Origin of the sequence: Pseudomonas sp. C 49-2 (genome assembly GCF_003970195.1) — a bacterium.
Classification (GTDB): domain Bacteria; phylum Pseudomonadota; class Gammaproteobacteria; order Pseudomonadales; family Pseudomonadaceae; genus Aquipseudomonas; species Aquipseudomonas canadensis.
The window spans coordinates 83,092-104,299 of the sequence record NZ_RXYG01000005.1 but is presented as its reverse complement, the minus strand read 5'-3'; the positions used below and the strand labels follow the sequence as shown (position 1 = coordinate 104,299).

Sequence of the window (21,208 nt, the reverse complement as noted above, 5' to 3'; positions counted from 1 at the left end):
GTTTGCCTGTTACTTTGTCAAAAATATTTTGACAAAGGAGGGCGCCGCCGATGGTCAGCCTGGACCGATTCGATACCTTCAAGGCCGTGGTCGAGGCCGGCTCTCTCACCGCTGCCGCCGACCTGTTGGGCCAGACTCGCGCCGTGGTCAGCTTCAACCTCAAGCGTCTGGAAGCGGAACTGGGCGTCACTCTGCTGACCCGCAACACCCGTCAACTGGCGCTGACCGATGCCGGCGAGCGCTTCTACCTGCGCTGCACACGCATGCTCGAAGAGGCGCGATTGGCGGTGGAGGAGGCGCGCTCGGAGCATGCCCAACTCAAAGGCACGTTGCGCATCACTACCACCGTGGAATATGCATTGGCCGTGGTTGCCCCGGCGGTCGAAGCCTTCCGCCGCCTGCACCCGGACCTGGACATACACTTATCCACATCCTCCACTCACGCGGACCTGATCTCCGAGCGTTTCGACGTGGCGATTCGGTTGGGACGCTTGCTGGACTCCAATCACCGCGCGGTGCAGTTGTCGACTTTCGAGGTGTTCGCCGTGGCGGCGCCGCAGTTTGGAGGGGTTGATACGCTGGATGACTTGGAGCAGTTGCCCAAGCTGGGACATAGCCGATTGACGGAGTTGAGCGTGACCGATCCACAAGCCGGCGAACATTCTTATCGCCCCGGCCATGCGTCGCTAGTCGCTGACAGCGCAGCCGTTCTCCAAGCCTTCGCCGTGCGTGGGCACGGTGTGGCGGTGTTGCCGCAATGGCTGGTGCAGGATGACCTGGACGCCGGACGATTAGTGCGCCTGTTGCCGGACCATCGCTTTGCCCCGCAAGGGATCTACGCGATGTATCCGGACACCCGACATTTGCCCCTGAAGGTGCGGGCGTTCATTGACTTTATGAAGGGTTAGAGCGAACCGGCCAGCCCGAAGCGTTTCTTCAACACCTTCTCCAGCAACCCTTTGGGCAACAACGCCGCCATCAACGGTAACGCGCGGCTCCCATTGCCCGAGCGCAGCAGACGGGGCGGTTGTGGTTGTTGCACAGCTTTCAATACATCCGCCGCAAACACATTGGCTGGCGTCGGCTTGTCCTGGGAAGCCTGGCTGCGCGCACGGATGCCGTCGCGCAACGGCCACCATGGCGATTGTTCATTGATCAACAGTTCGGCCTGCGCGCCGGCGTTTTTCGCAAAACGGGTGTTGATGGCGCCGGGTTGCACTTCCATGACCTGCACGCCAAACGGCGCCAGTTCCATGCGCAGCGCGTCGCTCAAGGCATGCACGGCGGCTTTTGACGCGCAATAGGCCCCCGCAAACGGCGTTACCAGCACACCGGAAACACTGCCGATATTCACCACCAATCCCGTGCTGCGCCGCAGGGCCGGGAACAGCGCCTGGGTCACACCGACGATGGAAAACACATTGGTTTCGAATTGGCGTTGCATCGCCTCGGTGCCGCCGTCGAGCAACGGACCCATGGCGCCATAACCGGCGTTGTTGACCAGTACATCCAATTCGCCCAGTTGTTCGGCCAGCCGTTGCAAAGCGGCGCTGTCGTTGACGTCCAGTTCGACGGCATTAAAGCCGGCAGCGGCGAGGGCGGCGACGTCTTCCGGGCGGCGGGCGCTAGCCCATACCGTGTAGCCGGCGGCTTTGAATGCGTCCGCCAGGGCACGGCCGATGCCGCTGGAACAACCGGTGATCAGTACGTTGGGCATGGATCAATCCTTTGTCAGTCCGAAAAACTACCTTGCAGGTGCTCGGCGCGAAATTCCAGGGTTTGCGGGCGGTAGCCGGGGCGCAGAGGCGGAGTGGGCAGGCAGTCGTCCCACGTGGCGCCGGCTTGCAACTCACCGGGCCCGCGATAGCGTGGGGCCGCGTAGACGTTGTCGGCAAGGTTGACCGTATCGCCGGGGGCATACGCGGCGACGCGCCAGCGCAGCTCGGTGAGCGGCACATCGTTGCCGTTGTTCAGCGTCAGTTTGAGCGGTCGGTCGGTGGGGCATTCGTCGGCAGCATAGGTGATGCGCAGCTCCAGGCGGGCCAATTGGGAGGCTTCGCGGTTGTCCAGCCAGACTACCCAAATGGCGACGAAACCAAGGCCGACAGCGGCAGCCAACGACACCGGCAAGGCTTTGGCCGGGTAGCGCAGCAGCAGGATCAACCAGGTGATGATCAAAAGGACGCCGAAGAACATGATGACAGTCTCGTATGCGGATAAAACATCCTACCTGCGCGATGGCCTTGATGCCTATGGCGAGCCTCTGTTTTCGGTCATGAGGGAACCGCATAAAGCCTTTTCTCCACAAAGCCAGCATAGGGACATGCAGATTGCCCAGGAGGGTATCAACCCCAGTCTGATCAAGTGAGACGAACTATGATTCCTTCAGCCATTCTTGTTCCCGCTGCCACATCTGTACTGTCGTCAGTGGCTTCCTCTCTTCTCACTCCTCAACCTGCGCCAGCGCCGAGTAGCGCGGCACCGTCGAATCAAGCAAACGTAGAGCGTGACACTCATGCGCAACCCCGTATGCAAAGTCAACAGTTGACCAGCCTGGGACAAACGCTTCTGCAAGGGGCTGCGACGCGTTTCCCAACAGCGTTACATAACGGTGACACCAGCGGTAAGGCGAAGGGCGCTGCAATAATGGTGGGTGGGGCTGCCGCAGAAGGTATTGGGAAAAGGCTTGCCACGAGTGGCGGTATGGTGGGCAAAGCCATTGGCGTAGGCTTGGTATGGGGCGGCAGGGCGGCTCAGGAGGTAGGCAGGGGTCAATACGAGAGCGGGGGCAGCAACACTAACAACACTGGCAACCGTAACGTCTACTCCCCGTCGAGTTGGGGGGGCAAGTCGGCGACGTAACAGGCTGGCGATGCAATAAAAAAAGCCCCCGCCCAACCGGCTGCGGATAGGGGACGCAGTCGGCTGGACGGGGGCTTCTTTTAGGACTGTTTTACTGCGCGATAGTTTTCACTGAAACACCACGTTCAACCGGCGTCGAGCGACCGTAGATATCTTCAAAACGCTCGATGTCGTCTTCACCCAGGTAGCTGCCCGATTGCACTTCGATGATCTCCAACGGGATCTTGCCCGGGTTGCGCAGGCGGTGCACCGAGGCGATCGGGATGTAGGTGGACTGGTTCTCAGTGAGCAGGAACACGTTCTCGTCACAAGTCACTTCGGCAGTACCGCTGACCACGATCCAGTGTTCGGCGCGGTGGTGGTGCATCTGCAGCGACAGGCACGCGCCCGGCTTGACCGAGATGTGCTTGACCTGGAAACGCCCGCCCATGTCCACCGAGTCGTAGGAGCCCCACGGACGATAGACTTCGCAGTGGTTCTGGGTCTCGCTGCGGCCCTGGTCGTTCAGGGTGTTGACCATCTGCTTGACGCCCTGGACCTTGTCCTTGTGGGCAATCATCATCGCGTCCTTGGTTTCCACCACCACGATGTTATCCAGGCCGATCACCGACACCAGTTTGCCGTTGCCATGGATCATGCAGTTGCGGCTGTCCTGGATCACCACGTCGCCCTTGCTCACGTTGCCGTGCACGTCTTTGTCGTTGACGGCCCACAGCGACGCCCAGCAACCCACGTCGCTCCAACCGGCACTCAGCGGCACCACGCAGGCGCGTTGGGTTTTTTCCATCACGGCGTAGTCGATGGAGTTGTCCGGGCAGCAGGCGAAGGTGGCTTCGTCGAAGGTCACGGTGTCAGCGGTCTGTTCGCTGCGCTCAAGCGTCAGCAGGCAGGTGTCGTAGATGTCCGGATCGTGCTTTTTCAGCTCTTCGAGGAAGCGGCTGGCGCGGAACAGGAACATGCCGCTGTTCCAGAAATACCCGCCGCTTTTGACGAACTCGACGGCGCGTTTTTCATTGGGTTTTTCCACGAACTGCTCGACGCGGCTCACGCCCTCGGGCAGCAGCGAATCGTTGGTGGACTTGATGTAGCCATAACCGGTTTCCGGACGGGTCGCCGGTACGCCGAACAGCACCATCTCGCCACGCTCGGCGGCCACGGTGGCCAGGGCCAGCGCACGTTGCAGGGCTTTCTGGTCGTCGATTACGTGGTCGGCGGGCAGCACCAGCATCAGTTCGTCACGCCCTTCATTGACCAGCATCATCGCGGTGAGGGCCACGGCCGGCGCGGTGTTGCGGCCGAACGGCTCCATCAGGATGCGCTGGCTTTCCAGCTTGCGCGCGGCCAGTTGCTCGTTGACGATAAAGCGGTGGTCCTTGTTGCAGACCACGATTGGAGCGTCCATACCTTCAAACACCAGGCGTTCCAGGGTTTGCTGGAACAGTGTGTGTTCACCGGTCAGGGCCAGGAATTGTTTAGGGAACTGTTTACGGGAAAGCGGCCAAAGACGTGAGCCGCTACCACCGGAAAGGATGACTGGAATCATGGGTGTTTCTCCTTGAATCGATATGGGTCAGAGCTACGAAGGTTTGTCGTTTCACTCTTGTTTTTGTCTCGGTCCGATCGGACTCCTCGGTCCCTGTGGGAGCCGGGCTTGCCCGCGATGCAGACGACTCGGTTTGTCAGGTAACCGAGGTGATGCCATCGCAGGCAAGCCAGCTCCCACAGGGGAGCGGAGCCAGGTCGAAAATCTAATTAGCGGGTCGACACAGGGCGTTTCACCCACACTGGCGACAGGCTCGAACCGGAACCGGTGACGTACAGCACGGCTGCTTCACCACGTTCCAAGGCAACCGGCTTCACATCGCCGACCTTCTTGTCACCGTCATACAACGCCAGGCTCACCTTCACCGGGTTGATTTCACGTTCGCCACGACCTTTGGCCGCCACCGACTTGACCACATCAGTCTTGCCGTCAGCCGTCTTCAAGGTCAGGGCCTTGTCGCTGAGGTTCTGCACGCGCACCAAGGATTTCTGCTTGTTCTTGAACGGCGGTTCTTCGATCAGCTGGGGCTGGCCGCTGCCGCTGTTGACCAGGGTGTAGTAGTGGTCGGCGGCGAGTTTGACCGGCACGGTCTGGCTGCCGACCTTGGCGCTGTAGTCACCGCCAGGCATGAAGCTGAAGTCGCTGCTGGCCAGTGGCGCAACATCGCTCAGGTTGGTGGCGCCAACAGTGGCGCTGACTTCCTGGTTGCTGGCGTTGTAGATCCGCACGAAGCTCGAGCCTTTTGGCGCGGTCGGGCCGTAGAGGGCGGCGTCGCCGCCGGCGAACGCGGACATCGATACGAAGCTCAAACCGGCTGCAATGGCCAGGGTTTTAGCGAGACGACGAGGAGTTGTAGTGAAAGTCATGTGAGTTACCTCTCTTTCAGTTTTGCGCCCGGTCGGGCGTCTCGGATTTTGTGGTGTTGATTGCCATGTTCTGTTGGCGCGAACCGGCTTGTTTAAGCTGCGCAACCCACGCGGGGTCGGCATCACCGATTTCGTTGTTCACGGGCAGATAACGTTCAGGAAACTCCCAGATCAGCACCTGGGGCGGGCTGTTCTTGAAGTCATCGCTTTTCAGGTAACTGAGCATCGGCAGGATCGGGCCGTGGCCGTCTTCGGCGTAGCTGACCACGTCGCTGCCCAAGGCTTGCTTGAGGGCGCCGACGAAGTTCCAGTTGGGGTTTGCGCTGTAGCTGGTGCCTACCAGGGCCACTGGGGTCTCGCTGTCGCTGAACAGGGCGTCGTCGCCTTTGGTTTCGGCCAGGTGCGTGACGCGTTTTTCCAGCGGCTCTTTAGGCGGCATCAGGTTTTCGAACAGCGGGTCCAGCGGCAGGAACAGACGCAGGTCGCCTTTGTGCGGCTCGGTTTTTTCCGCCTCGGTGACAAAGCGCTGTGGCTCGCCGCTCAGCGGGGTCTTGTCGGCGATGGTCTTGGCCAACTGTTTGGCGGCTATTTCAGCGCCGTCCGGAGTCCAGTGGGTGTCGGTACGCAGGAACACTTGCTTGCCGCCGAGCTTGGCCTGTTGCAGCGGGCCGAGCAGGTCCGGGGCGATGATCTTGTCGGCGGCGACGCGGGCGTGGAAGTCGTCGTACAGGTTGGCGTGGATGCTCGCCGGTTTCACTTCACCCAGGTGTTCCGGGTAGAGGCGCACCTTGGCTGGCACGATCGCCATCACCAGCTGAATGCCTTGGGCTTTGAGCTTCTGGCGCACGCCTTCGACCAGCGCGTAGTTGCCTTGCAGGTTCTGGTCTTCGTTGACGGCGGGGTTGAACTCCTCATCGCTGTACAACCAGTGATCGCGGCCCAGCACCACGCCAGGGCGGCCTTCATTGAACAGCTTGTAGTCCAGCGCCGCCCATAGGTTGGTGCCGATGCGCTTGATCGGGAACTCGTCGTCGTAGTGGGTCTCGACGGCTTTGGTCCAGCGACCGTTGAGCACAGTGGCGTCGGCGTTGGTGCTGAAGCCGAAGAAACTGCGCAGCGACCAGGCACCCAGGGCCAGCAGCAGCACCAGGAACAGGCCGATATAGAGGACGCGTAATGAACGGGTCATGGTCGGCTCCCTCAGAATTGGAAGTAAAGGAACGGCGAGAAACTCTGCGCCGACAGTTTGAGAATCGACGCCACGAACAGCAGCAGCACCGCAGCGCGCATGGCGTAGCGTGGCCAGTCAGCGGTCCAGTAGGCCGGTTGCACGGCGGCATTCTGGCCCACGGTGAAGCCGGGCTCGTGGATGCTGCCTGGGTTGTCGCCCGGTACGGCCTTGATCAGGCTCGGATCGGCCGGCTTGGTTCTCTCGGTCTTCTCGGCAGGACGGTTGGTGTAGAAGTCGCGCAGGCCAAAGAACGCCAGGGTTGCGTACGCCACCACCAGGGTTGCCACTTGCAGGCCGGTGAGGTTGGCGCGGTTGAGTTCCGACAGCGACCACTCGCCAAAGCTGAACATCGCACCGTACATACGGCCGGCAACGTGAAGATTTTCGGCGCGGAAGATTACCCAGCCCATCACCACCAGCAGGAAGGTGAAGGCCCAACGCACCGGGTTGAAGCTGCGCGGCGAAGTGTTGAGGCCGATGGCTTTTTCAATCGCCAGCCACATGCCGTGCCACGCACCCCAGACGATGTAGGTGATGTTCGCACCGTGCCACAGGCCACCGAGCAGCATGGTCAGGAACAGGTTGCGGTAGGTGGTCAGCGTGCCTTTACGGTTGCCGCCCAGGGTGATGTACAGGTAGTCACGCAGCCAGGTGGACAGGCTGATGTGCCAGCGCCGCCAGAACTCGGTGATCGACTGGCTGATGTACGGCTGCTTGAAGTTCTCCATGAAGCGGAAGCCCATCATCAAGCCCAAACCGATGGCCATGTCGCTGTAGCCGGAGAAGTCGAAGTACAGCTGCGCGGTGTAGGCCAGGGCGCCGAGCCAGGCGTCGCCCGTGGTCGGGTTTTGCAGGGCAAAGCAATGGTCGGCCACCACCGCGAGGGTGTCGGCAATGAAGACCTTCTTGATGAAACCCTGCATGAACCGCGTGCAGCCCTCGGAGAACTTGTCGAGGGTGTGGGTGCGGTTGTTGAACTGGTCAGCCAGGTCACGAAAGCGCAACACCGGGCCGGCGATCAGGTGCGGGAAGATCGCCACGAACGCCGCAAAGTCGATCAGGTTGCGGGTCGCCGGGGTATCACCACGGTACACGTCGATGATGTAGCTGATGGACTCGAAGATGTAGAACGAGATCCCGATCGGCAGCAGCACGTGGGTGAGGATGAATGGCTCCAGGCCGGCCGACTTCATCATGACGTTGATGCTGTCGACGCCGAAGTTGGCGTACTTGAAGTAGCCGAGGATGCACAGGTCAACCACCACGCCGAGCAGCAGCCAGCGCTGGGCCGGCTTGGTGCGCACGCCAGCTGCACCGACCTTGAGGCCGATCCAGTAATTCCACAGCGTCACGGCGGCGAACAGCGCCAGGAAGTCCACTCGCCACCAGGCGTAGAACACGTAGCTGGCCAACAGCAGCAGCAAGTTGCGATAGCGTTGCCCGCTCAAGTAGTACAAGCCGAGAAAGATCGGCAAGAACAGAAACAGGAACACATTGGACGAGAAAACCATCCCGATCTCTCCATGTTTAACCAACAGTCAAGGGCCTGAGCCCCCCCAAACCCCCCCACGATTTCGCGGGAGAGCGGTACAACATTCTTACTGACTAAACCGGCTTGAAATGTGGGAGGGGGCTTGCCCCCGATAGCGGTGTGTCATTCAACACAGAGGGCGACTGTTACATCTCCATCGGGGGCAAGCCCCCTCCCACATTTTTTACCGTGTTGGGTCAGGAACCTTTGTTGCCTTTTTCATGCGTCGGGTCGTAGACCTTGGTCAGGTCACCCCCGAGGCGGAAGGTCTTGAACGGCTGCATCCCGTGCTTGCGCTCGATCACATCCGGCGCGCAGGTGTAGAGGGTGCAGAAAGGTTCGAGCCAGGCGAATTTCATGTCCTGTTTCAAGTCCTTCATGTCCTGCTCTTTGCCGTTCTTCTGCTCGAAGATCTCCGGGTCTTTCACCCCGGCCAGCACCTTGTCGCCCAGGCGTTTGAGCGCGCCGTTGTTTTCCTGGCGCAGGTCGACACCGTTGACCAGGGCAAAACTGGCGATCATCGACAGCGGCGGCAGGGCGTAGTTGTGATACGACAACGCGCGTTGCTGACGCTTCAACTCGTTCGGCAGGAAGCCTTGGTCATCGACCTGATTCGCGCCGACCTTGTATTCCTTCACCGCCCAATCAAACAGGTCGCGGCGGTTGACGGCGACGGACGTTGCCATCACCGACCAGGCGGCCCAATAGGAGTGGTTGTTGGTTTTTTCCAGCGGCAGATTGTCCCAGTCGCTCACCACCTGATCGGCCAGTTTGTTGAACCAGGCTTCGATCAGTTGCGCTTCCTGCTGGTGGTTGGCCAGCGGGTGCGACTCGGAGAACTTCAGGCGCACATAGGCCGAAGCCATGCTGCCCAGCGCCCATTTGCGCATGGATTTGCCGGTATGGTTGAAGTCCTTGGACATCAACGCATCCGCCTTGGCCCAACTGGTTAGCCAGTTGAGCGTGCATTCCAGCTGCTCCGGGCGACCGTCGCGCATGAACTGCATCACGCGCTTGCTGGTGTCTTTTTCCAGCTTGGTGATGTCGGCGGTGCTGTCGCGGAAGGCTTTTTCGGATTGCACATTCAGCGTGGAACGGGCCTTGTCCGAACCTTCGTACTTGCTGCGAAACTGCAGCGAGCCGGTGTACGGCGCCGGCATGGCGTCGCAGTCATTCTTGAAGTCGCCGGTCTTGAACGCTTCCACCGGGGCGAAATAGCCCTGGGGTGGACGCAGTGGCGCGGCGGCGTTGACTGAACCGGCGAACATCGCCAGGCCCAGCAGCGTTGGAATCAATAACTTCTGCATAGGTAACCTCATTGCGCACTTACTTCACGGCAGCGAAGCAGTCTTCTGACCGCCGCTAGGGAATACGTTGCGTGTGCAAATTTTCGCTTCGACTTTCTGCGCGGCAGCGCCCGCTTCCGGACCCTGCACTTCCACGGCCAGCAAGTTCTGCGAGGCCCAGTCTTCATCAGTGCGCAGTTCAAAGGCGAAACGCCCGTCTGTATCGGATGTTTCGGGTTTCTCGATCTTGATGTCCTCGTGGCGACCGTTCATGTACCAGAGGGTGGCTTGCAGGGTTTTCACCGACGGGTCGGCGAAGCGGATATCAACCTGGTGATTGGCATTACGCAGGTCTTTGTTCGAACTGTTCACCATCAATTCGTTCTTGCCGGGTTTCAAGGTGGTGCTGGCTGTCATCTGCGCGGTCTTGCCTTCGCAGCCGTTGTCCAGCAGCGACATCATCTGGCGGTAGATGGTCTCCTGATCCAGGCGATACAGCGGCGAGAATTCCCAGATGAGGATTTTCGGCGGGGTCTTCTGGAATTCGTCGCTGCCCAGGTACTGGATCATCGAGCCTTCGAGGCCACCGCCAGGGAAGGCGACGTTGAGGATGTCGGCGCCGATTTCCTGTTCCAGGAACCCGGCGAAGTTGTAGTTCTTGCCGCTGTGGCTGGTACCGACCAGGGTGATCTGCGGGTTGCCCGAATCGCCGAACAGGTCGCCGTCGCCAGCCTCGCCTTTGGGCTCGGTGGTGAACTGGTCCATGTACTGGATCGCGTAGCTGGTGCCGCACAGTTGCCCGGCCATGTTGTGCAGGGTGCCGGTCTTGCCCATGCGCCCGGAGCGTTTGGTTTCGAATTCACGCTGTGGGATGCCGGCAAATTCAGGCATTGCACGCACTTTGGCGCCGACGATTTTCGCGGTGCGCTGGGCGCCATATGGCGTCCAGTGCTGGTCGCCGCGGAAGTAGAAATCGTGGGCCGGCAGCTCATCCGGCAGTTGCTCATTGGTCAACGGCGACAGGTCCGGCACCACGTAGCCCATCTTGGCGAAACGGCCGAGCATGGTCTTGTAGTTGCCCAGTGCCTTGTCGAAATCGAACTTGGCTTTTTCTTCCGGATTGAGCTTGTTGCGGTTCACCAGGCCGCGAGTCGGCTGGTAGACCACCACCAGTTCCACGCCCTTGGCCTTGAACGCATCGTGCAGCTGTTGCATGCGTTTGTAGCCGGACGGGGTGGTGTCGAATTCGGTGCGTAAGTCTTCTTGGGTACGGAACAGCCAGTCGCCCTGGGCTTGCACCAGGGTGGTGAAGTTCTGCTGGTAGCGCGTGGTGTAGTTCTTCGCGTCGTGAGCGGCCGGGCACAGGCTGCAGCACGGCTCGGCGGTAAAGGTCGGCGCCTTGATTTCGTCGGCGCGTACGCCCTGGCTGGCCGCGAGCAGGCCGAGGGTCAGACCCGAGAGGCTCAGCAGTTTGATCATGTGTGGGTGCATAAGGGTCATCCTCAGTCCTGCAATTCGGTCTGGCGTTCGACAGGGTCGATCAGCACGGCTTTCTGCTGGCGCACCAGCAGGTCGAGAATCTCTTCCTGGCGATCGCCCAGCACGCCGTTGAAGCTGATACCGCTGGACTTGGTCGGCGCCAGCATCGACACGCGGTACAGCTCAACGCTCAATGGCGAGTCGATGGACAGCGGCCCGCTGCCGTTACCCGCCAATTCACCGCCGACCACGATCAGCGAGACCTTGGCGTCGAACGGGTCGAGGGCGATGTCACGGTCGGTGTCGGTCAAATCCTTGATGTGGCCGTAAAGCCCGGTGAGGCCGTTGGCCATCGAGGTGTTTTCGTACAGCTTGATATTCACGCTGTTACGCACCCGGATGCCGTGACGACGGTTGGCGATCACCTTGTTACCCCACAGCAGGTTGTCACCGCTCTCATAGAGGGTGATGCCGTCGGTGTGGTTACGGTAAAACTCATTGTCGGCCACGATGTTGTTGACGCTGTTACGGTCGAGTACCAGACCCGAGAGCTTGTTGTCGTAGCTGCGGTTGTTGAAGATGAAGCTGTCGTTCACTTCCCGGGAAATGATGATGCCGTGCTTCTTCTTGGTGCCGTAGACGGTGTTGTCCGCGATGATCAGGCCGTGGGAACGGTCATGGGGGTCAATGCCGTAGACGATGTTGTCTTTGTAGGTATTGCCCTTGATCACGAAGCCCGTGGTCTCGTAGCAGTAGAAGCCGTACCACATGTCCGAGAACTCGGAGTCGATGATCCAGCCGGTCGGCTCCGCACGCTTGAGCACCTTGGCCATGTTCGGCGTGTACTGGGAAATACTCACCCCGTACGACTTACTGTTGGCGTAGCCGAAACTGGCCATCTTGGTGTTGGAGATGTACGTCTCGGTACCGCCCCAGGCCAGCAGGAACGGGCGAAACTCCTTGGGCGACTTGAACAGCGCCGGGCCGTTGGCCTTTTCGCTCCAGCCGGTGACTTTGGTGTCACGCACAAACAGTTGGCCGTCGTTGATCAGGAACGAACCGGCTTCCTGGGACAGGCGCAACTCCTGGGTCTTCTTGTCGATTTCCAGGATGCCCTTGCGGCCCACCACGATCGGCAGTTTGGCCACGAACACGCCCGGCGAGGTCTCGCTCAGGTACTGCTTGGGCACCTTGCCCAGCAGGTCCTTGAGGTTCATGTAGCCGTCGTCGACAAAGATCGCCTGGGGAATGCCGTGCTGGCGCACTACCCACTCGGCCATCTTGTTATCACCGCCGATGAAGTCCTTGAGGGCGTCTTCCTGCATCATGCGGCGGATGCTGATCTTGCCCGGCTTGCTTCTGACGATCTTTTTTTCCATTGCCGCATCGGTGTAGCCCGACAGATCCGGCAGGGCCGGCTTGGCCATTTCCAGCGGCGCGGTCGGCGGGCTGGAGATGGTGTAGGTCTTGGCCTGTTGCAGCTCTTTGGCGATGGTTGGCGCCTTGACCGGCTGCGCGGTGTCGGCGAAGGCGGTGGCGTTAGCCATCAGCATCGCCGCGACCAGCAACTTATGAGGTTTCATAGCGCAGGCTCCCATCAGAATTTCCAGATCACGTCGACGAACGCGCGGTGCATGTACGAGTCGACGTTGCTGCCATAGGCATCGCCCGGCTTGAATACACCAGCACGAAAGCGCACCAGGGCCGACGGTTCGTCAATGGACTGGCTGAGGGCGGCCGGGAGCAGGCCGGTCTTGAAGTATTTGGTGACGACCAGGTCCATTTCCTGGCCCAGGTCTTTCTTGCCGTCTTCAAGCGGCAGGGAAGTGCTGGACAGGATCGCGCCGGTCACGTCGTCGGTATTGTTCTGCACCGCGTCGATGCCGTTGCTGCCGACTGGCTTGTTGCCGTCGACACGCCAGAACTTGTGGTACACCAGGCTGGCGTCGTAGTCCTCACGCAGCTGCCAGGAACCGAACAGGCTCATGGACTGCATGTTGTTCATTTCGCCACGGAAGGCTTCGCCGAAGCGATGCACGCGGGATTGGGTGCCGGTCCAGTTCGAACGGTTGCTTTGCAGGCCGTTCTGTTCGTACTCGGCGCTGGCGCGGGAATAGGCCGCACCGACTTGCCACTGGGGATCAAGGCGCAGACGCACGCCGAGGTCGGTGGCCCAGCCGCTGACATCGTCGCTGCGCTTGGCGTTGGTCGGGCGAGTGCCGTCGGCGTTCAACGCGTTGACCGAATCACGGTCACCGCGCATGCCGGTGACGCTGGCCCAGTAGTTGACCGTGTTGGTGTTGCGCCAGTTGTAGGCGTCACTGTTGGCTTCGATGCCGAGCCAGCTCAGGTCGCCATTTTCACGCTTGTCCAACGAGTCGGTCGGTACGCCGGGTTCCGGGTAGTCGAGCTTGCCGTTGTCATGGGTGTGGTGACCGCGCAGGCCGATCCACTGGCCGGGCGTCCACTGGTAGGCGGCGTCGGCGTAGAGGTGCTGGCGGTCCTTGTCCTTGGGCGACAGCTCCTTGAGGTCGGTGCGGTACTCGCTGAAACGTTCGGCAACGCCGACATTGGCCTTGAGCAGGGTGGTGTCGAAAGTCCAGTTCAGCGCTTCGATGTTGGTGTCGCGCCATTGGCCGTCGTCGTTGCGCAGGCGTTGGCGGCCCAGCTTGAGGATCTCGCCAGGGTAGGGCGTGAAGCCGCTGTAGCCGACCCAGAACTCGCGCATGGCCAAGTAGTTTTTCTTGGTCTTGCGGTCGTTGTTGGTGGTCTGCTGGTTTTCGTCATCGGCCGACTGTTGCAGCGGGTCGGTCTCGATGATGTCGCTGGAGACCACGGCCTGGCCCATGGCGTAGGCGCTCCACGCACCGCTTTCGCCGTAGATCCAAGGGCGCAGGTCGAGGCCGACACCGTTGACGTCGCCGCCTTTCTGCGTGCCGAGGTCGCGGTCGTCTTCGGACTGCGCGGTGGCTTTGACTTCCAGGCCGAAGTTCTTGGCTTCGGTCAGCGCGGCCAGGGTCGGGCACGACCACAGCAGGGCGAAGGTCAGGCCGATGCCGGCCTTGATGAATGGATTGAGCTTCATAGGGCTTCCTCGCCGTCTTCTTCTTCCAGGGTGTGCAGTTGCAGCGTGCTCTGGGCCAGGGTGCCGCGTGCGGCGAGTTCCTGTTGCACCAGGCGTTGGCCTTGGGCGCGTTGCTCCGGAGTGAGCGGGGTTTCGAGCTGCGTGGCCAAGTCATTGGCCTCTGGCGTGTCCTGGGCTTTAGCCAATTGGCTGAAGACATAGGCATTCAACGGGTCGGGCTTGGTGCCCTTGCCTTGGGAAAACAACTGGGCGATGGCGAAATCCGCGCTGTTCTGGCCGTTGCGTGCAGCGGTCAGCAAGTGGTCCAGGGCTTTTTGCGGATAGACCTTGCCCAGGTAGCCACGGCGGTAGATCTGGCCGAGGTAGTAATCGGCGGCCACTTCCTTGCCCACGGCTTTTTCGAAGTGGGCTTCAGCGGCCTTGGCGTCGGCCGGCACCCATTTGCCTTCGTAGTAGAGCTTGCCCAGCAACAGCTCGGCGCGCGGTTGGTCGGCGGCGCGGCCGTTGTCCAGGTACTTCATCATCTGGTCGACGTCGCCCAGTTCGGGGAAGTCGTAGAGCAGTTGCGCCAGGCTGACCCACGAAGCCGGGTAGCCAGGGGCGATTTTTTCCAGCAGGGCCTGGGCGGTTTTTTCATCCGTCTTGCCCAGCGAAGCGTCGCCCAGCACGCGTGCCACGCTATCAACACGTTGTGCGGTAACGGTGCCACGGCTGTAGCCGGCTTCCATCTGCTTGAGCAGCTCGGCCTGTTTCTCTGGTTCGGCTTTTTTCTGGTAGACCGTGGCCAGCTCGACGTAGCAGATATCGGTGGTGTTCAGCGCGGCTTTACAGATGCGCTCCACATCATCCAGATGCTGGTCGTAGGTGTCCTGGGTGCGATACAGCAGCACCTGGGCCAGGCCGGCTTCCGGGTAACCCGCGGCCTGCCATTTGCTGATCTGCTGCTGCGCATTCACGTTCGGGAAGCTGTGCGGGTATTGCAGGTACAGCATCGCCAGTGGAATCAGGGTGTTGCCTTCACCATTGGCAAAGGCTTTTTTCAGCAGGCCTTCGGCTTCGTGGTGTTCGGCTTCGGTGCTGCCAGGCTTGGCCACCAGCAGGCGACCGAGGCGGGCCTGGGCGCGGGGCGAAGTGTCCGCCGCTGCGCGGTACGTGGCTTCGGCCTGTTTGATTTGCGCCGGATCGCGGGTGCCTACCTGGATATCGGCCAGGCCCACCTGGGCCTCGCTGTAACCCAGGTCTGCCAGTTGCTGGTAATTCTGCTGCGCGGTGACGGTGTCGCCACGTTTCAAAGCTTCGTTAGCCAGGCGTTGGTCGGGCAGGCCAGCGCAACCGGCCAGGCTGACGGCGAGCGCGAGCGCACAATACACAGCGGCTGAATGAGATCTGCTCTGTGTGGGAGCTGGCTTGCCTGCGATGGCGGTGTTGGATTCACCACCGCCATCGCGGGCAAGCCCGGCTCCCACAAAGGTCAACGGCGTATTCGGAAGAGTCATCACAGGCATGTCCTCGCTTACAGACCGTGAGCCATGGCTTTATCGATCAGCCAGTTCAGCGAGGGACCACGGTCGCTGGTCACTTCTACCGGGCGGCCGGCATAGGTGCTGTCCAGCGGTGCGTCAGGCTTGATCTGCACGCGGATGTCGGAGGACAGGTCAGCGCTGTTCAGGCTGGTGCTGCTGACGATGGTGCCGGTGCGAATCTGTTCTTCGTCGGCCACCTGGAAGCTCACCGGCGTGCCTGGGCGAACATCGGCGAACTGGCGATAGGTGAAGCGCGCTTCCACATTGGCCAGGCTGCCGCGTGGCACCAGTTGGAAGATCACGTCGCCTTTGTTGGCGTACTGACCGTCGGCGACCATTTGCTGGGCCACCACGCAATCGCACGGCGAGGTCAGGGTGCCGGTCATTTGCTTGCCGAACAGCTCTTCGACCTTGGCCGGTTGCAGTTGGTCTTCGTCCAGATGGCCCTTGAGCACATCGAGCATGCTGGTGCTGAAGGTGGCGAGCGGCGCGCCTTTGGCGGCGATCGCATCACCTTTGAGCAGGCTTTGCACGGTGCCGTCGCGCGGCATGGTCACGTTCATGCCAGGTACGCTGACCAAGCCGGCCTGGGCATGGCTGACGAAATACATGCCGTACACCGATTTGAAGATGAAACCGAAGGCGGCCAAGCCGACGATGAAGATGCCCGCGCTGAACACCACGGCGCGTAGACGGCCGGCGGCGCTCATGTTGCTGCCGCCGTCCTTGACCTTGCGCGCCTTGGTGAAGTTGTCGCGTTGCAGGGTCGCCAGCACGTCGCCCATGGTCACGATGTCGCCGGACAAGTGCGAGGTGATCAGGTGGCGCAGGGTGGAAATATCCTGGGGTTCAAGGTTCTGGAACTGGCAACCGGTGCGGCCGGTCTGGCGGTCGAAGGAGCGGATTTGCAGCTCCACGTCCATCGCCAGGCCCAGGTTATCGATCACAAATTGCAGGCGGCCCTTGTGCACTTCGCCGACGGTCAACGGCTGGGTCGAGGTGAAGGCCAGGCCGCCGGCGGACAGGTCGATCACCCGGGCTTCGGTCGGCGTACGGTCAGTGTTGAAAAAGCGCAGCTTGGCCGGGATTTTCACGCGGGCATGTTGGCGCTGGGCTTCGGATTCGTGGACAACGTTGACGTTTGCTTGGCTATTCATGGTGTGTAGTTCCTAGTTAATTCAGGCTTGGCAGGGTCAGACCATCATCAGCAACACGGCGACGAAAATGCTGCCGGCGGAGAAGGTCATGGTCCGAGACGACCAGGTGTTGAACCAACGTTGAAAGCTGGCCAAATCGCGGGTCAGTTTGGTGTCCTGGCGGGTCCAGGACTGTTGATCAAGGCGGAAGAACACGTAGATCTTCACCAGCGCGCCCATGATCTGGTTGTAATAGAGAATCACCGGGTAGGCCGGGCCGATCTTGTGGCCGGAGCACGACAGCAACAGGGTGAGAATCAGGCGGGTGATGCCGATCCACAGCAGGTAAGCGAGGATGAACGCGCCGCCGTACTTGAAGGTGGCGATGATCGCCACGGTCAGGCCGAGCAGGGAGGTCCACATCGACACACGCTGGTCGAACAGCACGATGCTGGTGAACAGGCCGAGGCGTCGCACACCCAGGCCCAGGGCGCGGGAGTTCTGGCGCAGGTTGTTGCCGTACCAGCGGAACATCAGTTTGCGGCTGGCCTTGATGAAGCTCTTTTCTGGCGGGTGTTCCACGGTATTGATCGCGGCGTCCGGCACGTAGAAGGTGTCGTAGCCCAGGCGCATCAGGCTGAACCAGCTGGACTTGTCATCGCCGGTGAGGAACTTGAAGCGGCCCAGGCGCCAGTGTTGCAGCGAGTCGCTTTCCACGTCGGCGATAAAGCCGGGGTCGGTGACCACGCTGGCGCGGAACACCGACATACGACCGGTCATGGTCAGTACGCGCTTGGACAGGGCCATGGAGCACATGTTGATGTGGCGTTGGGCGAAGCGCAGTTTGTGCCACTCGCTCATGATATAGCCGCCGCGCACTTCGCAGAATTCGTTGGTGGTCAGGCCGCCGACATTGCCGAACAGCTGGAACCACGGCACGGTCTTGCGGACTACGCCCTCGGCGAGCACGGTGTCACCATCGATCACCGCAACTACCGCTCGGTCATCCGGCAGGTGGCGGGAGATGGCGCGGAAACCGAAGGCCAGGCCATCACGTTTGCCGGTACCGGCGATACGCACGAAGTCGAGCTTCACGTGTTCCGGCGGGTTCATGCGTTCCCACAGGCTTTTCACCAGCAGCTCATCGGACATTTCCACCAGCGAGCAGACCACGGTGGTAGGGAAGCCGCATTCGATGGCTTCACGGATCACCGAGCTGTAGACCTGCGCGGTGGTCAGCGCGTCGATACGGAAACTGGTGACCATCAGGAACACATGGGACGGGTCGGCCGCCTTGCCCAGCTTGCGCACTTTGCGGCGCAGGTGCGGGTAGACGACGTACAGGAACAGCATGCCGCGAAAGAAATGCGTAGCACCCATCGAGTAGCGCCAGATACCGACGGCGCCAATCAGGAAAATAAAATTCTTCGACTCCGAGTCGAACGTACTCGCCGGCAGCAGCAGCGCGAGTCCCATCAGCAGGCTGAGAAAGAACAGCCAGCCGGCGGATTGCATCAGTACATGTTTTAACTTGGACATAAGCGTCATCCGAAGGTGATGAAGGCTCCCGGCTGCAAGCGTTGGGGATGGGTACGCTTGCAGCCCGGAACTGGCCGTTGCTGTTACCAGCAAATGCCTTCGGTACGACCGCTCGTGCTGGTGGCCTTGGACATGAAGCCCACCAGGTCGATCACTTGCTTGCCGTGCGGTGCGTTCTGCGCCAGGGCGCGGAACTTCTCATCGCGGTTGCCCAGGATGATCACGTCGGAGTTGTTGATCACGTCGTCGAAGTCCGAGTTGAGCAGGGACGACACGTGCGGGATCTTGCCTTCGATGTAGTCTTTGTTCGCGCCGTGGACACGGGCGTACTCCACGTTGCTGTCGTAGATGCTCAGGTCGAAACCTTTGCCGATCAGCATCTCGGCCAGTTCGACCAGCGGGCTTTCGCGCAGGTCATCGGTGCCGGCCTTGAAGCTCAGGCCCAGCAAGGCGACTTTGCGTTTGTCGTGGCTGGAGACGATGTCAAAGGCGTTCTGTACCTGGGACTCGTTGCTGCGCATCAGCGAGTTGAGCAGCGGCGCTTCCACGTCCAGCGAACTTGCGCGGTAGGTGAGGGCGCGCACGTCTTTGGGCAGGCACGAACCACCAAAGGCGAAGCCTGGGCGCATGTAGTACTGGGACAGGTTGAGGGTCTTGTCCTGGCAGACCACTTCCATCACTTCGCGACCGTCGACGCCGACAGCCTTGGCGATGTTGCCGATCTCGTTGGCGAAAGTCACTTTGGTGGCGTGCCACACGTTGCAGGTGTACTTGATCATCTCGGCAACGGCGATGTCCTTGCGGATGATCGGTGCGTCGAGTTCTTCGTACAGCGATTGCAGGACATCGCCGGAGGCTTTGTCGAATTCGCCGATGACGGTCATCGGTGGCAGGTCGTAGTCGGCGATGGCGGTGGATTCACGCAGGAATTCCGGGTTGACCGCGACACCGAAGTCGACGCCGGCTTTTTTGCCGGAGCAGTCTTCGAGGATCGGGATCACCACGTTGGCCACGGTGCCTGGCAGCACAGTGCTGCGTACCACTACGGTGTGGCGGGTGGCTTTATCGCGCAGGACAAAACCGATTTCGCGGCACACAGCCTCGATGTAATCGAGTTCCAGGTCGCCGTTTTTCTTGCTCGGCGTACCAACGCAGATCATCGACAGGTCGGTGTCACGGATGGCTTCGGCGAAGTTGGTGGTACCGCGCAGCCGGCCGGTCTCGATACCCTGGCTCAACAACTCGCCCAGACCTGGTTCAACGATTGGCGATTTGCCCGCATTGATCAGGTCAATCTTGTCCTTGGAGATGTCTACGCCAACCACTTCGTGGCCACGGGCAGACAGGCAACCGGCACATACTGCGCCAACGTAACCCAAACCAAATATGCTGATGCGCATCGCATTTACCTCTTTGTCATTGAAGACGTTGTCATTGAAGACGGTATTAATCATGCCAAATAGATGGCGAGTTCATGTTTGCAAGCGTTACTGATGCCACGGAAGTTAGGCGAATAGACGCCGACTTACCGCGTACAGGCATGTTAATTAGTGAGTGACTAACTATTGCACTCAAGTTGTGCGAAACTTGGCCTTGTTATTGGGGCTTGCCCTGAAATGCAGCCGGCCTTCCTGGGGGAAGGTGTCGACGCCAGTGCCGCAGGGTGCAGATAGAGGCTCTAAGCCTTTATTTATCAACACCTTGGGTGTCATCACTGACACATTTGGGTAAGCGCTGCCTTGGCCTGTAGGGGATAGCAATTCATCCTTATCGCCGCCCTCAACTCATATCAGTTGATGATATGACCCATGAGTCAAAGTTGATGGGGCAACTTCGCTACTTCCTTGGGTCGTTATGTAAGTCATCTCTTACAGGAACAGAGAATTTCGTTACCGGTGGTATGAGCCGTGCGTTTAGACGAAGTTCCAGGCCGCTCATCCTGTTTCCGGAAATTTCTTGAAATATTAGGAAAGATGGCACTGGTACTATATTGATAGCACTTGCTATTTGGGCCAGTAGTTGTGGGGAGTTGGGAGGGAGAGATAGTTTTGTGCCACTAGTGTTTAAAAAAAGTGGTGCCACTACGAAAAAAAACGACGGATGTCGAGTGAAAGAATTGTTAGAGATGCGTTAGGATGTTTTTTGACGTCAAAATAATGACGATTCGGCAGGTGTAACACGACTAAAAATGTGGGAGCTGGCTTGCCTGCGATGGCGGTGGATCAGTCAACACAGCTGTCACTGAAATACTGCTATCGCAGGCAAGCCAGCTCCCACATTCGAACATCTGTGCTTTCGAGGGCTTTATTCCGGTGCGTGATCGCGCAAGAACACCAGGTTATCCGGCTTCGACTGCTCCGCATTGAAGCGATAGCCCTGCACATCGAATTCCTTCAGCTTGGCCGGGTCGTTGATGCGCTCTTCGATCACAAAGCGGCTCATCATGCCCCGCGCTTTTTTGGCATAGAAACTGATGATCTTGTACTGGCCGTTCTTCAGGTCCTTGAACTCGGTATTGATGATCCGCGCGTTCAGCGCCGTGCGCTTGACCGCCGAGAAGTATTCGTTGGAGGCCAGGTTCAGCAGGACGTCATCGCCTTGTTCAGCCAACGCTTCGTTCAGCCACTCGCTGATGCACGTGCCCCAGAACGCGTACAGGTCCTTGCCACGGGCGTTGGGCAGTTTGGTGCCCATTTCCAGGCGATACGGCATCATCAGATCCAGCGGGCGCAGCAGGCCGTAGAGGCCCGAGAGCATGCGCAGGTGGTCCTGGGCGTAGGTGAAGTCGGCGTCGCTGAAGGTCTCGGCATTCAGGCCGGTGTACACGTCGCCCTTGAAAGCCAGCAGGGCCTGCTTGGCGTTGGCCGGGGTGAACGCCGGGGTCCAGCTGCCGAAACGCGCGGCGTTGAGGCCGCCGATTTTGTCGGATACGTGCATCAATTCGCTGATTTGTGCCGGGCTCAGTTCGCGCAATTGTTCGATCAGCTCCTGGGAGTGGTCCAGGTATTGCGGCTGGGTAAAGCGCTGGGTCGCAGGCGCGGTCTCGAAATCGAGGGTTTTGGCGGGTGAAATCACCATCAGCATGAAGTCGTCTCCTGTAATCGTGGGAGGGATTCTAGGGGCTGGG

General features: G+C 60.2%; 17 protein-coding genes. 2 read left to right on the top strand and 15 right to left on the bottom strand.

Going from position 1 to position 21,208, the window contains the following annotated elements; all coding sequences use genetic code 11:
- Positions 1–50: 50 nt before the first annotated feature.
- Complete coding sequence (locus EJ576_RS11630) at positions 51–908, top strand: LysR family transcriptional regulator (protein ID WP_028618917.1); 858 nt, start codon at positions 51–53, stop codon at positions 906–908.
- On the opposite strand, the gene EJ576_RS11625 is transcribed toward EJ576_RS11630, so the two are convergent.
- Positions 905–1,717 (bottom strand): SDR family oxidoreductase, encoded by an 813-nt coding sequence (locus EJ576_RS11625; protein ID WP_126570403.1) that lies wholly within the window; start codon positions 1,715–1,717, stop codon positions 905–907. The genes EJ576_RS11630 and EJ576_RS11625 overlap by 4 nt on opposite strands.
- Positions 1,718–1,731: 14 nt before the next feature.
- Complete coding sequence (locus EJ576_RS11620) at positions 1,732–2,196, bottom strand: multidrug transporter (RefSeq protein WP_122723842.1); 465 nt, start codon at positions 2,194–2,196, stop codon at positions 1,732–1,734.
- Between EJ576_RS11620 and EJ576_RS29675 the strand changes: the two genes are divergently transcribed.
- Positions 2,195–2,368: a hypothetical protein gene (locus tag EJ576_RS29675; RefSeq protein ID WP_158628949.1), complete on the top strand. Its 174-nt coding sequence runs from the start codon at positions 2,195–2,197 to the stop codon at positions 2,366–2,368. The genes EJ576_RS11620 and EJ576_RS29675 overlap by 2 nt on opposite strands.
- Positions 2,369–2,953: 585 nt before the next feature.
- Here EJ576_RS29675 and EJ576_RS11615 read toward each other — a convergent pair.
- The 13 genes from EJ576_RS11615 to yaaA form a co-directional block, all read right to left on the bottom strand.
- Complete coding sequence (locus tag EJ576_RS11615; protein ID WP_028618920.1) at positions 2,954–4,405, bottom strand: mannose-1-phosphate guanylyltransferase/mannose-6-phosphate isomerase; 1,452 nt, start codon at positions 4,403–4,405, stop codon at positions 2,954–2,956.
- A gap of 209 nt (positions 4,406–4,614) precedes the next feature.
- Positions 4,615–5,271 carry an alginate O-acetyltransferase AlgF gene (locus EJ576_RS11610; protein WP_016978194.1) on the bottom strand — a complete coding sequence of 219 codons (657 nt, stop codon included), beginning with the start codon at positions 5,269–5,271 and terminating at the stop codon, positions 4,615–4,617.
- Positions 5,272–5,287: 16 nt separating this feature from the next.
- On the bottom strand, positions 5,288–6,460 hold the full coding sequence (locus EJ576_RS11605) for an alginate O-acetyltransferase (RefSeq protein ID WP_028618921.1): 1,173 nt from the start codon (positions 6,458–6,460) through the stop codon (positions 5,288–5,290).
- An 11-nt stretch (positions 6,461–6,471) separates the two neighbouring features.
- Positions 6,472–8,013 (bottom strand): MBOAT family protein, encoded by a 1,542-nt coding sequence (locus EJ576_RS11600; protein ID WP_126570402.1) that lies wholly within the window; start codon positions 8,011–8,013, stop codon positions 6,472–6,474.
- 217 nt (positions 8,014–8,230) lie between these two features.
- Positions 8,231–9,340 (bottom strand): mannuronate-specific alginate lyase, encoded by a 1,110-nt coding sequence (locus EJ576_RS11595; RefSeq protein ID WP_126570401.1) that lies wholly within the window; start codon positions 9,338–9,340, stop codon positions 8,231–8,233.
- 24 nt (positions 9,341–9,364) lie between these two features.
- Positions 9,365–10,810, bottom strand: coding sequence for an alginate O-acetyltransferase (locus EJ576_RS11590; protein WP_122724565.1), 1,446 nt, complete (start codon positions 10,808–10,810; stop codon positions 9,365–9,367).
- Positions 10,811–10,821: 11 nt separating this feature from the next.
- The gene (gene algG, locus EJ576_RS11585; RefSeq protein ID WP_028618925.1) at positions 10,822–12,396 is read right to left on the bottom strand and encodes a mannuronan 5-epimerase AlgG; all 1,575 of its coding nucleotides are present in this window, start codon (positions 12,394–12,396) and stop codon (positions 10,822–10,824) included.
- Positions 12,396–13,883, bottom strand: a complete 1,488-nt coding sequence (locus tag EJ576_RS11580) for an alginate export family protein (protein ID WP_126570400.1) — start codon at positions 13,881–13,883, stop codon at positions 12,396–12,398. The genes algG and EJ576_RS11580 overlap by 1 nt, the downstream gene beginning before the upstream one ends.
- Positions 13,880–15,379 carry an alginate biosynthesis TPR repeat lipoprotein AlgK gene (gene algK, locus EJ576_RS11575; protein ID WP_256656600.1) on the bottom strand — a complete coding sequence of 500 codons (1,500 nt, stop codon included), beginning with the start codon at positions 15,377–15,379 and terminating at the stop codon, positions 13,880–13,882. The genes EJ576_RS11580 and algK overlap by 4 nt, the downstream gene beginning before the upstream one ends.
- 17 nt (positions 15,380–15,396) lie before the next feature.
- Positions 15,397–16,563 carry an alginate biosynthesis protein Alg44 gene (locus EJ576_RS11570; RefSeq protein WP_122723856.1) on the bottom strand — a complete coding sequence of 389 codons (1,167 nt, stop codon included), beginning with the start codon at positions 16,561–16,563 and terminating at the stop codon, positions 15,397–15,399.
- 36 nt (positions 16,564–16,599) lie between these two features.
- Complete coding sequence (alg8, locus tag EJ576_RS11560; protein WP_161634133.1) at positions 16,600–18,081, bottom strand: mannuronan synthase; 1,482 nt, start codon at positions 18,079–18,081, stop codon at positions 16,600–16,602.
- A gap of 83 nt (positions 18,082–18,164) precedes the next feature.
- Positions 18,165–19,481 (bottom strand): nucleotide sugar dehydrogenase, encoded by a 1,317-nt coding sequence (locus tag EJ576_RS11555; RefSeq protein ID WP_122724569.1) that lies wholly within the window; start codon positions 19,479–19,481, stop codon positions 18,165–18,167.
- Positions 19,482–20,385: 904 nt separating this feature from the next.
- On the bottom strand, positions 20,386–21,165 hold the full coding sequence (yaaA, locus tag EJ576_RS11550) for a peroxide stress protein YaaA (RefSeq protein WP_123478250.1): 780 nt from the start codon (positions 21,163–21,165) through the stop codon (positions 20,386–20,388).
- Positions 21,166–21,208: the final 43 nt, after the last annotated feature.

Bases quoted from the DNA above. Each gene is read 5' to 3' on its own strand.
- EJ576_RS11630 (WP_028618917.1), top strand. From the start codon at position 51: ATGGTCAGCCTGGACCGATTCGATACCTTCAAGGCCGTGGTCGAGGCC.
- EJ576_RS11625 (WP_126570403.1), bottom strand. From the start codon at position 1,717: ATGCCCAACGTACTGATCACCGGTTGTTCCAGCGGCATCGGCCGTGCC.
- EJ576_RS29675 (WP_158628949.1), top strand. From the start codon at position 2,195: ATGATGACAGTCTCGTATGCGGATAAAACATCCTACCTGCGCGATGGC.
- EJ576_RS11620 (WP_122723842.1), bottom strand. From the start codon at position 2,196: ATGTTCTTCGGCGTCCTTTTGATCATCACCTGGTTGATCCTGCTGCTG.
- EJ576_RS11615 (WP_028618920.1), bottom strand. From the start codon at position 4,405: ATGATTCCAGTCATCCTTTCCGGTGGTAGCGGCTCACGTCTTTGGCCG.
- EJ576_RS11610 (WP_016978194.1), bottom strand. From the start codon at position 5,271: ATGACTTTCACTACAACTCCTCGTCGTCTCGCTAAAACCCTGGCCATT.
- EJ576_RS11605 (WP_028618921.1), bottom strand. From the start codon at position 6,460: ATGACCCGTTCATTACGCGTCCTCTATATCGGCCTGTTCCTGGTGCTG.
- EJ576_RS11600 (WP_126570402.1), bottom strand. From the start codon at position 8,013: ATGGTTTTCTCGTCCAATGTGTTCCTGTTTCTGTTCTTGCCGATCTTT.
- EJ576_RS11595 (WP_126570401.1), bottom strand. From the start codon at position 9,340: ATGCAGAAGTTATTGATTCCAACGCTGCTGGGCCTGGCGATGTTCGCC.
- EJ576_RS11590 (WP_122724565.1), bottom strand. From the start codon at position 10,810: ATGCACCCACACATGATCAAACTGCTGAGCCTCTCGGGTCTGACCCTC.
- algG (WP_028618925.1), bottom strand. From the start codon at position 12,396: ATGGGAGCCTGCGCTATGAAACCTCATAAGTTGCTGGTCGCGGCGATG.
- EJ576_RS11580 (WP_126570400.1), bottom strand. From the start codon at position 13,883: ATGAAGCTCAATCCATTCATCAAGGCCGGCATCGGCCTGACCTTCGCC.
- algK (WP_256656600.1), bottom strand. From the start codon at position 15,379: ATGACTCTTCCGAATACGCCGTTGACCTTTGTGGGAGCCGGGCTTGCC.
- EJ576_RS11570 (WP_122723856.1), bottom strand. From the start codon at position 16,563: ATGAATAGCCAAGCAAACGTCAACGTTGTCCACGAATCCGAAGCCCAG.
- alg8 (WP_161634133.1), bottom strand. From the start codon at position 18,081: ATGTCCAAGTTAAAACATGTACTGATGCAATCCGCCGGCTGGCTGTTC.
- EJ576_RS11555 (WP_122724569.1), bottom strand. From the start codon at position 19,481: ATGCGCATCAGCATATTTGGTTTGGGTTACGTTGGCGCAGTATGTGCC.
- yaaA (WP_123478250.1), bottom strand. From the start codon at position 21,165: ATGCTGATGGTGATTTCACCCGCCAAAACCCTCGATTTCGAGACCGCG.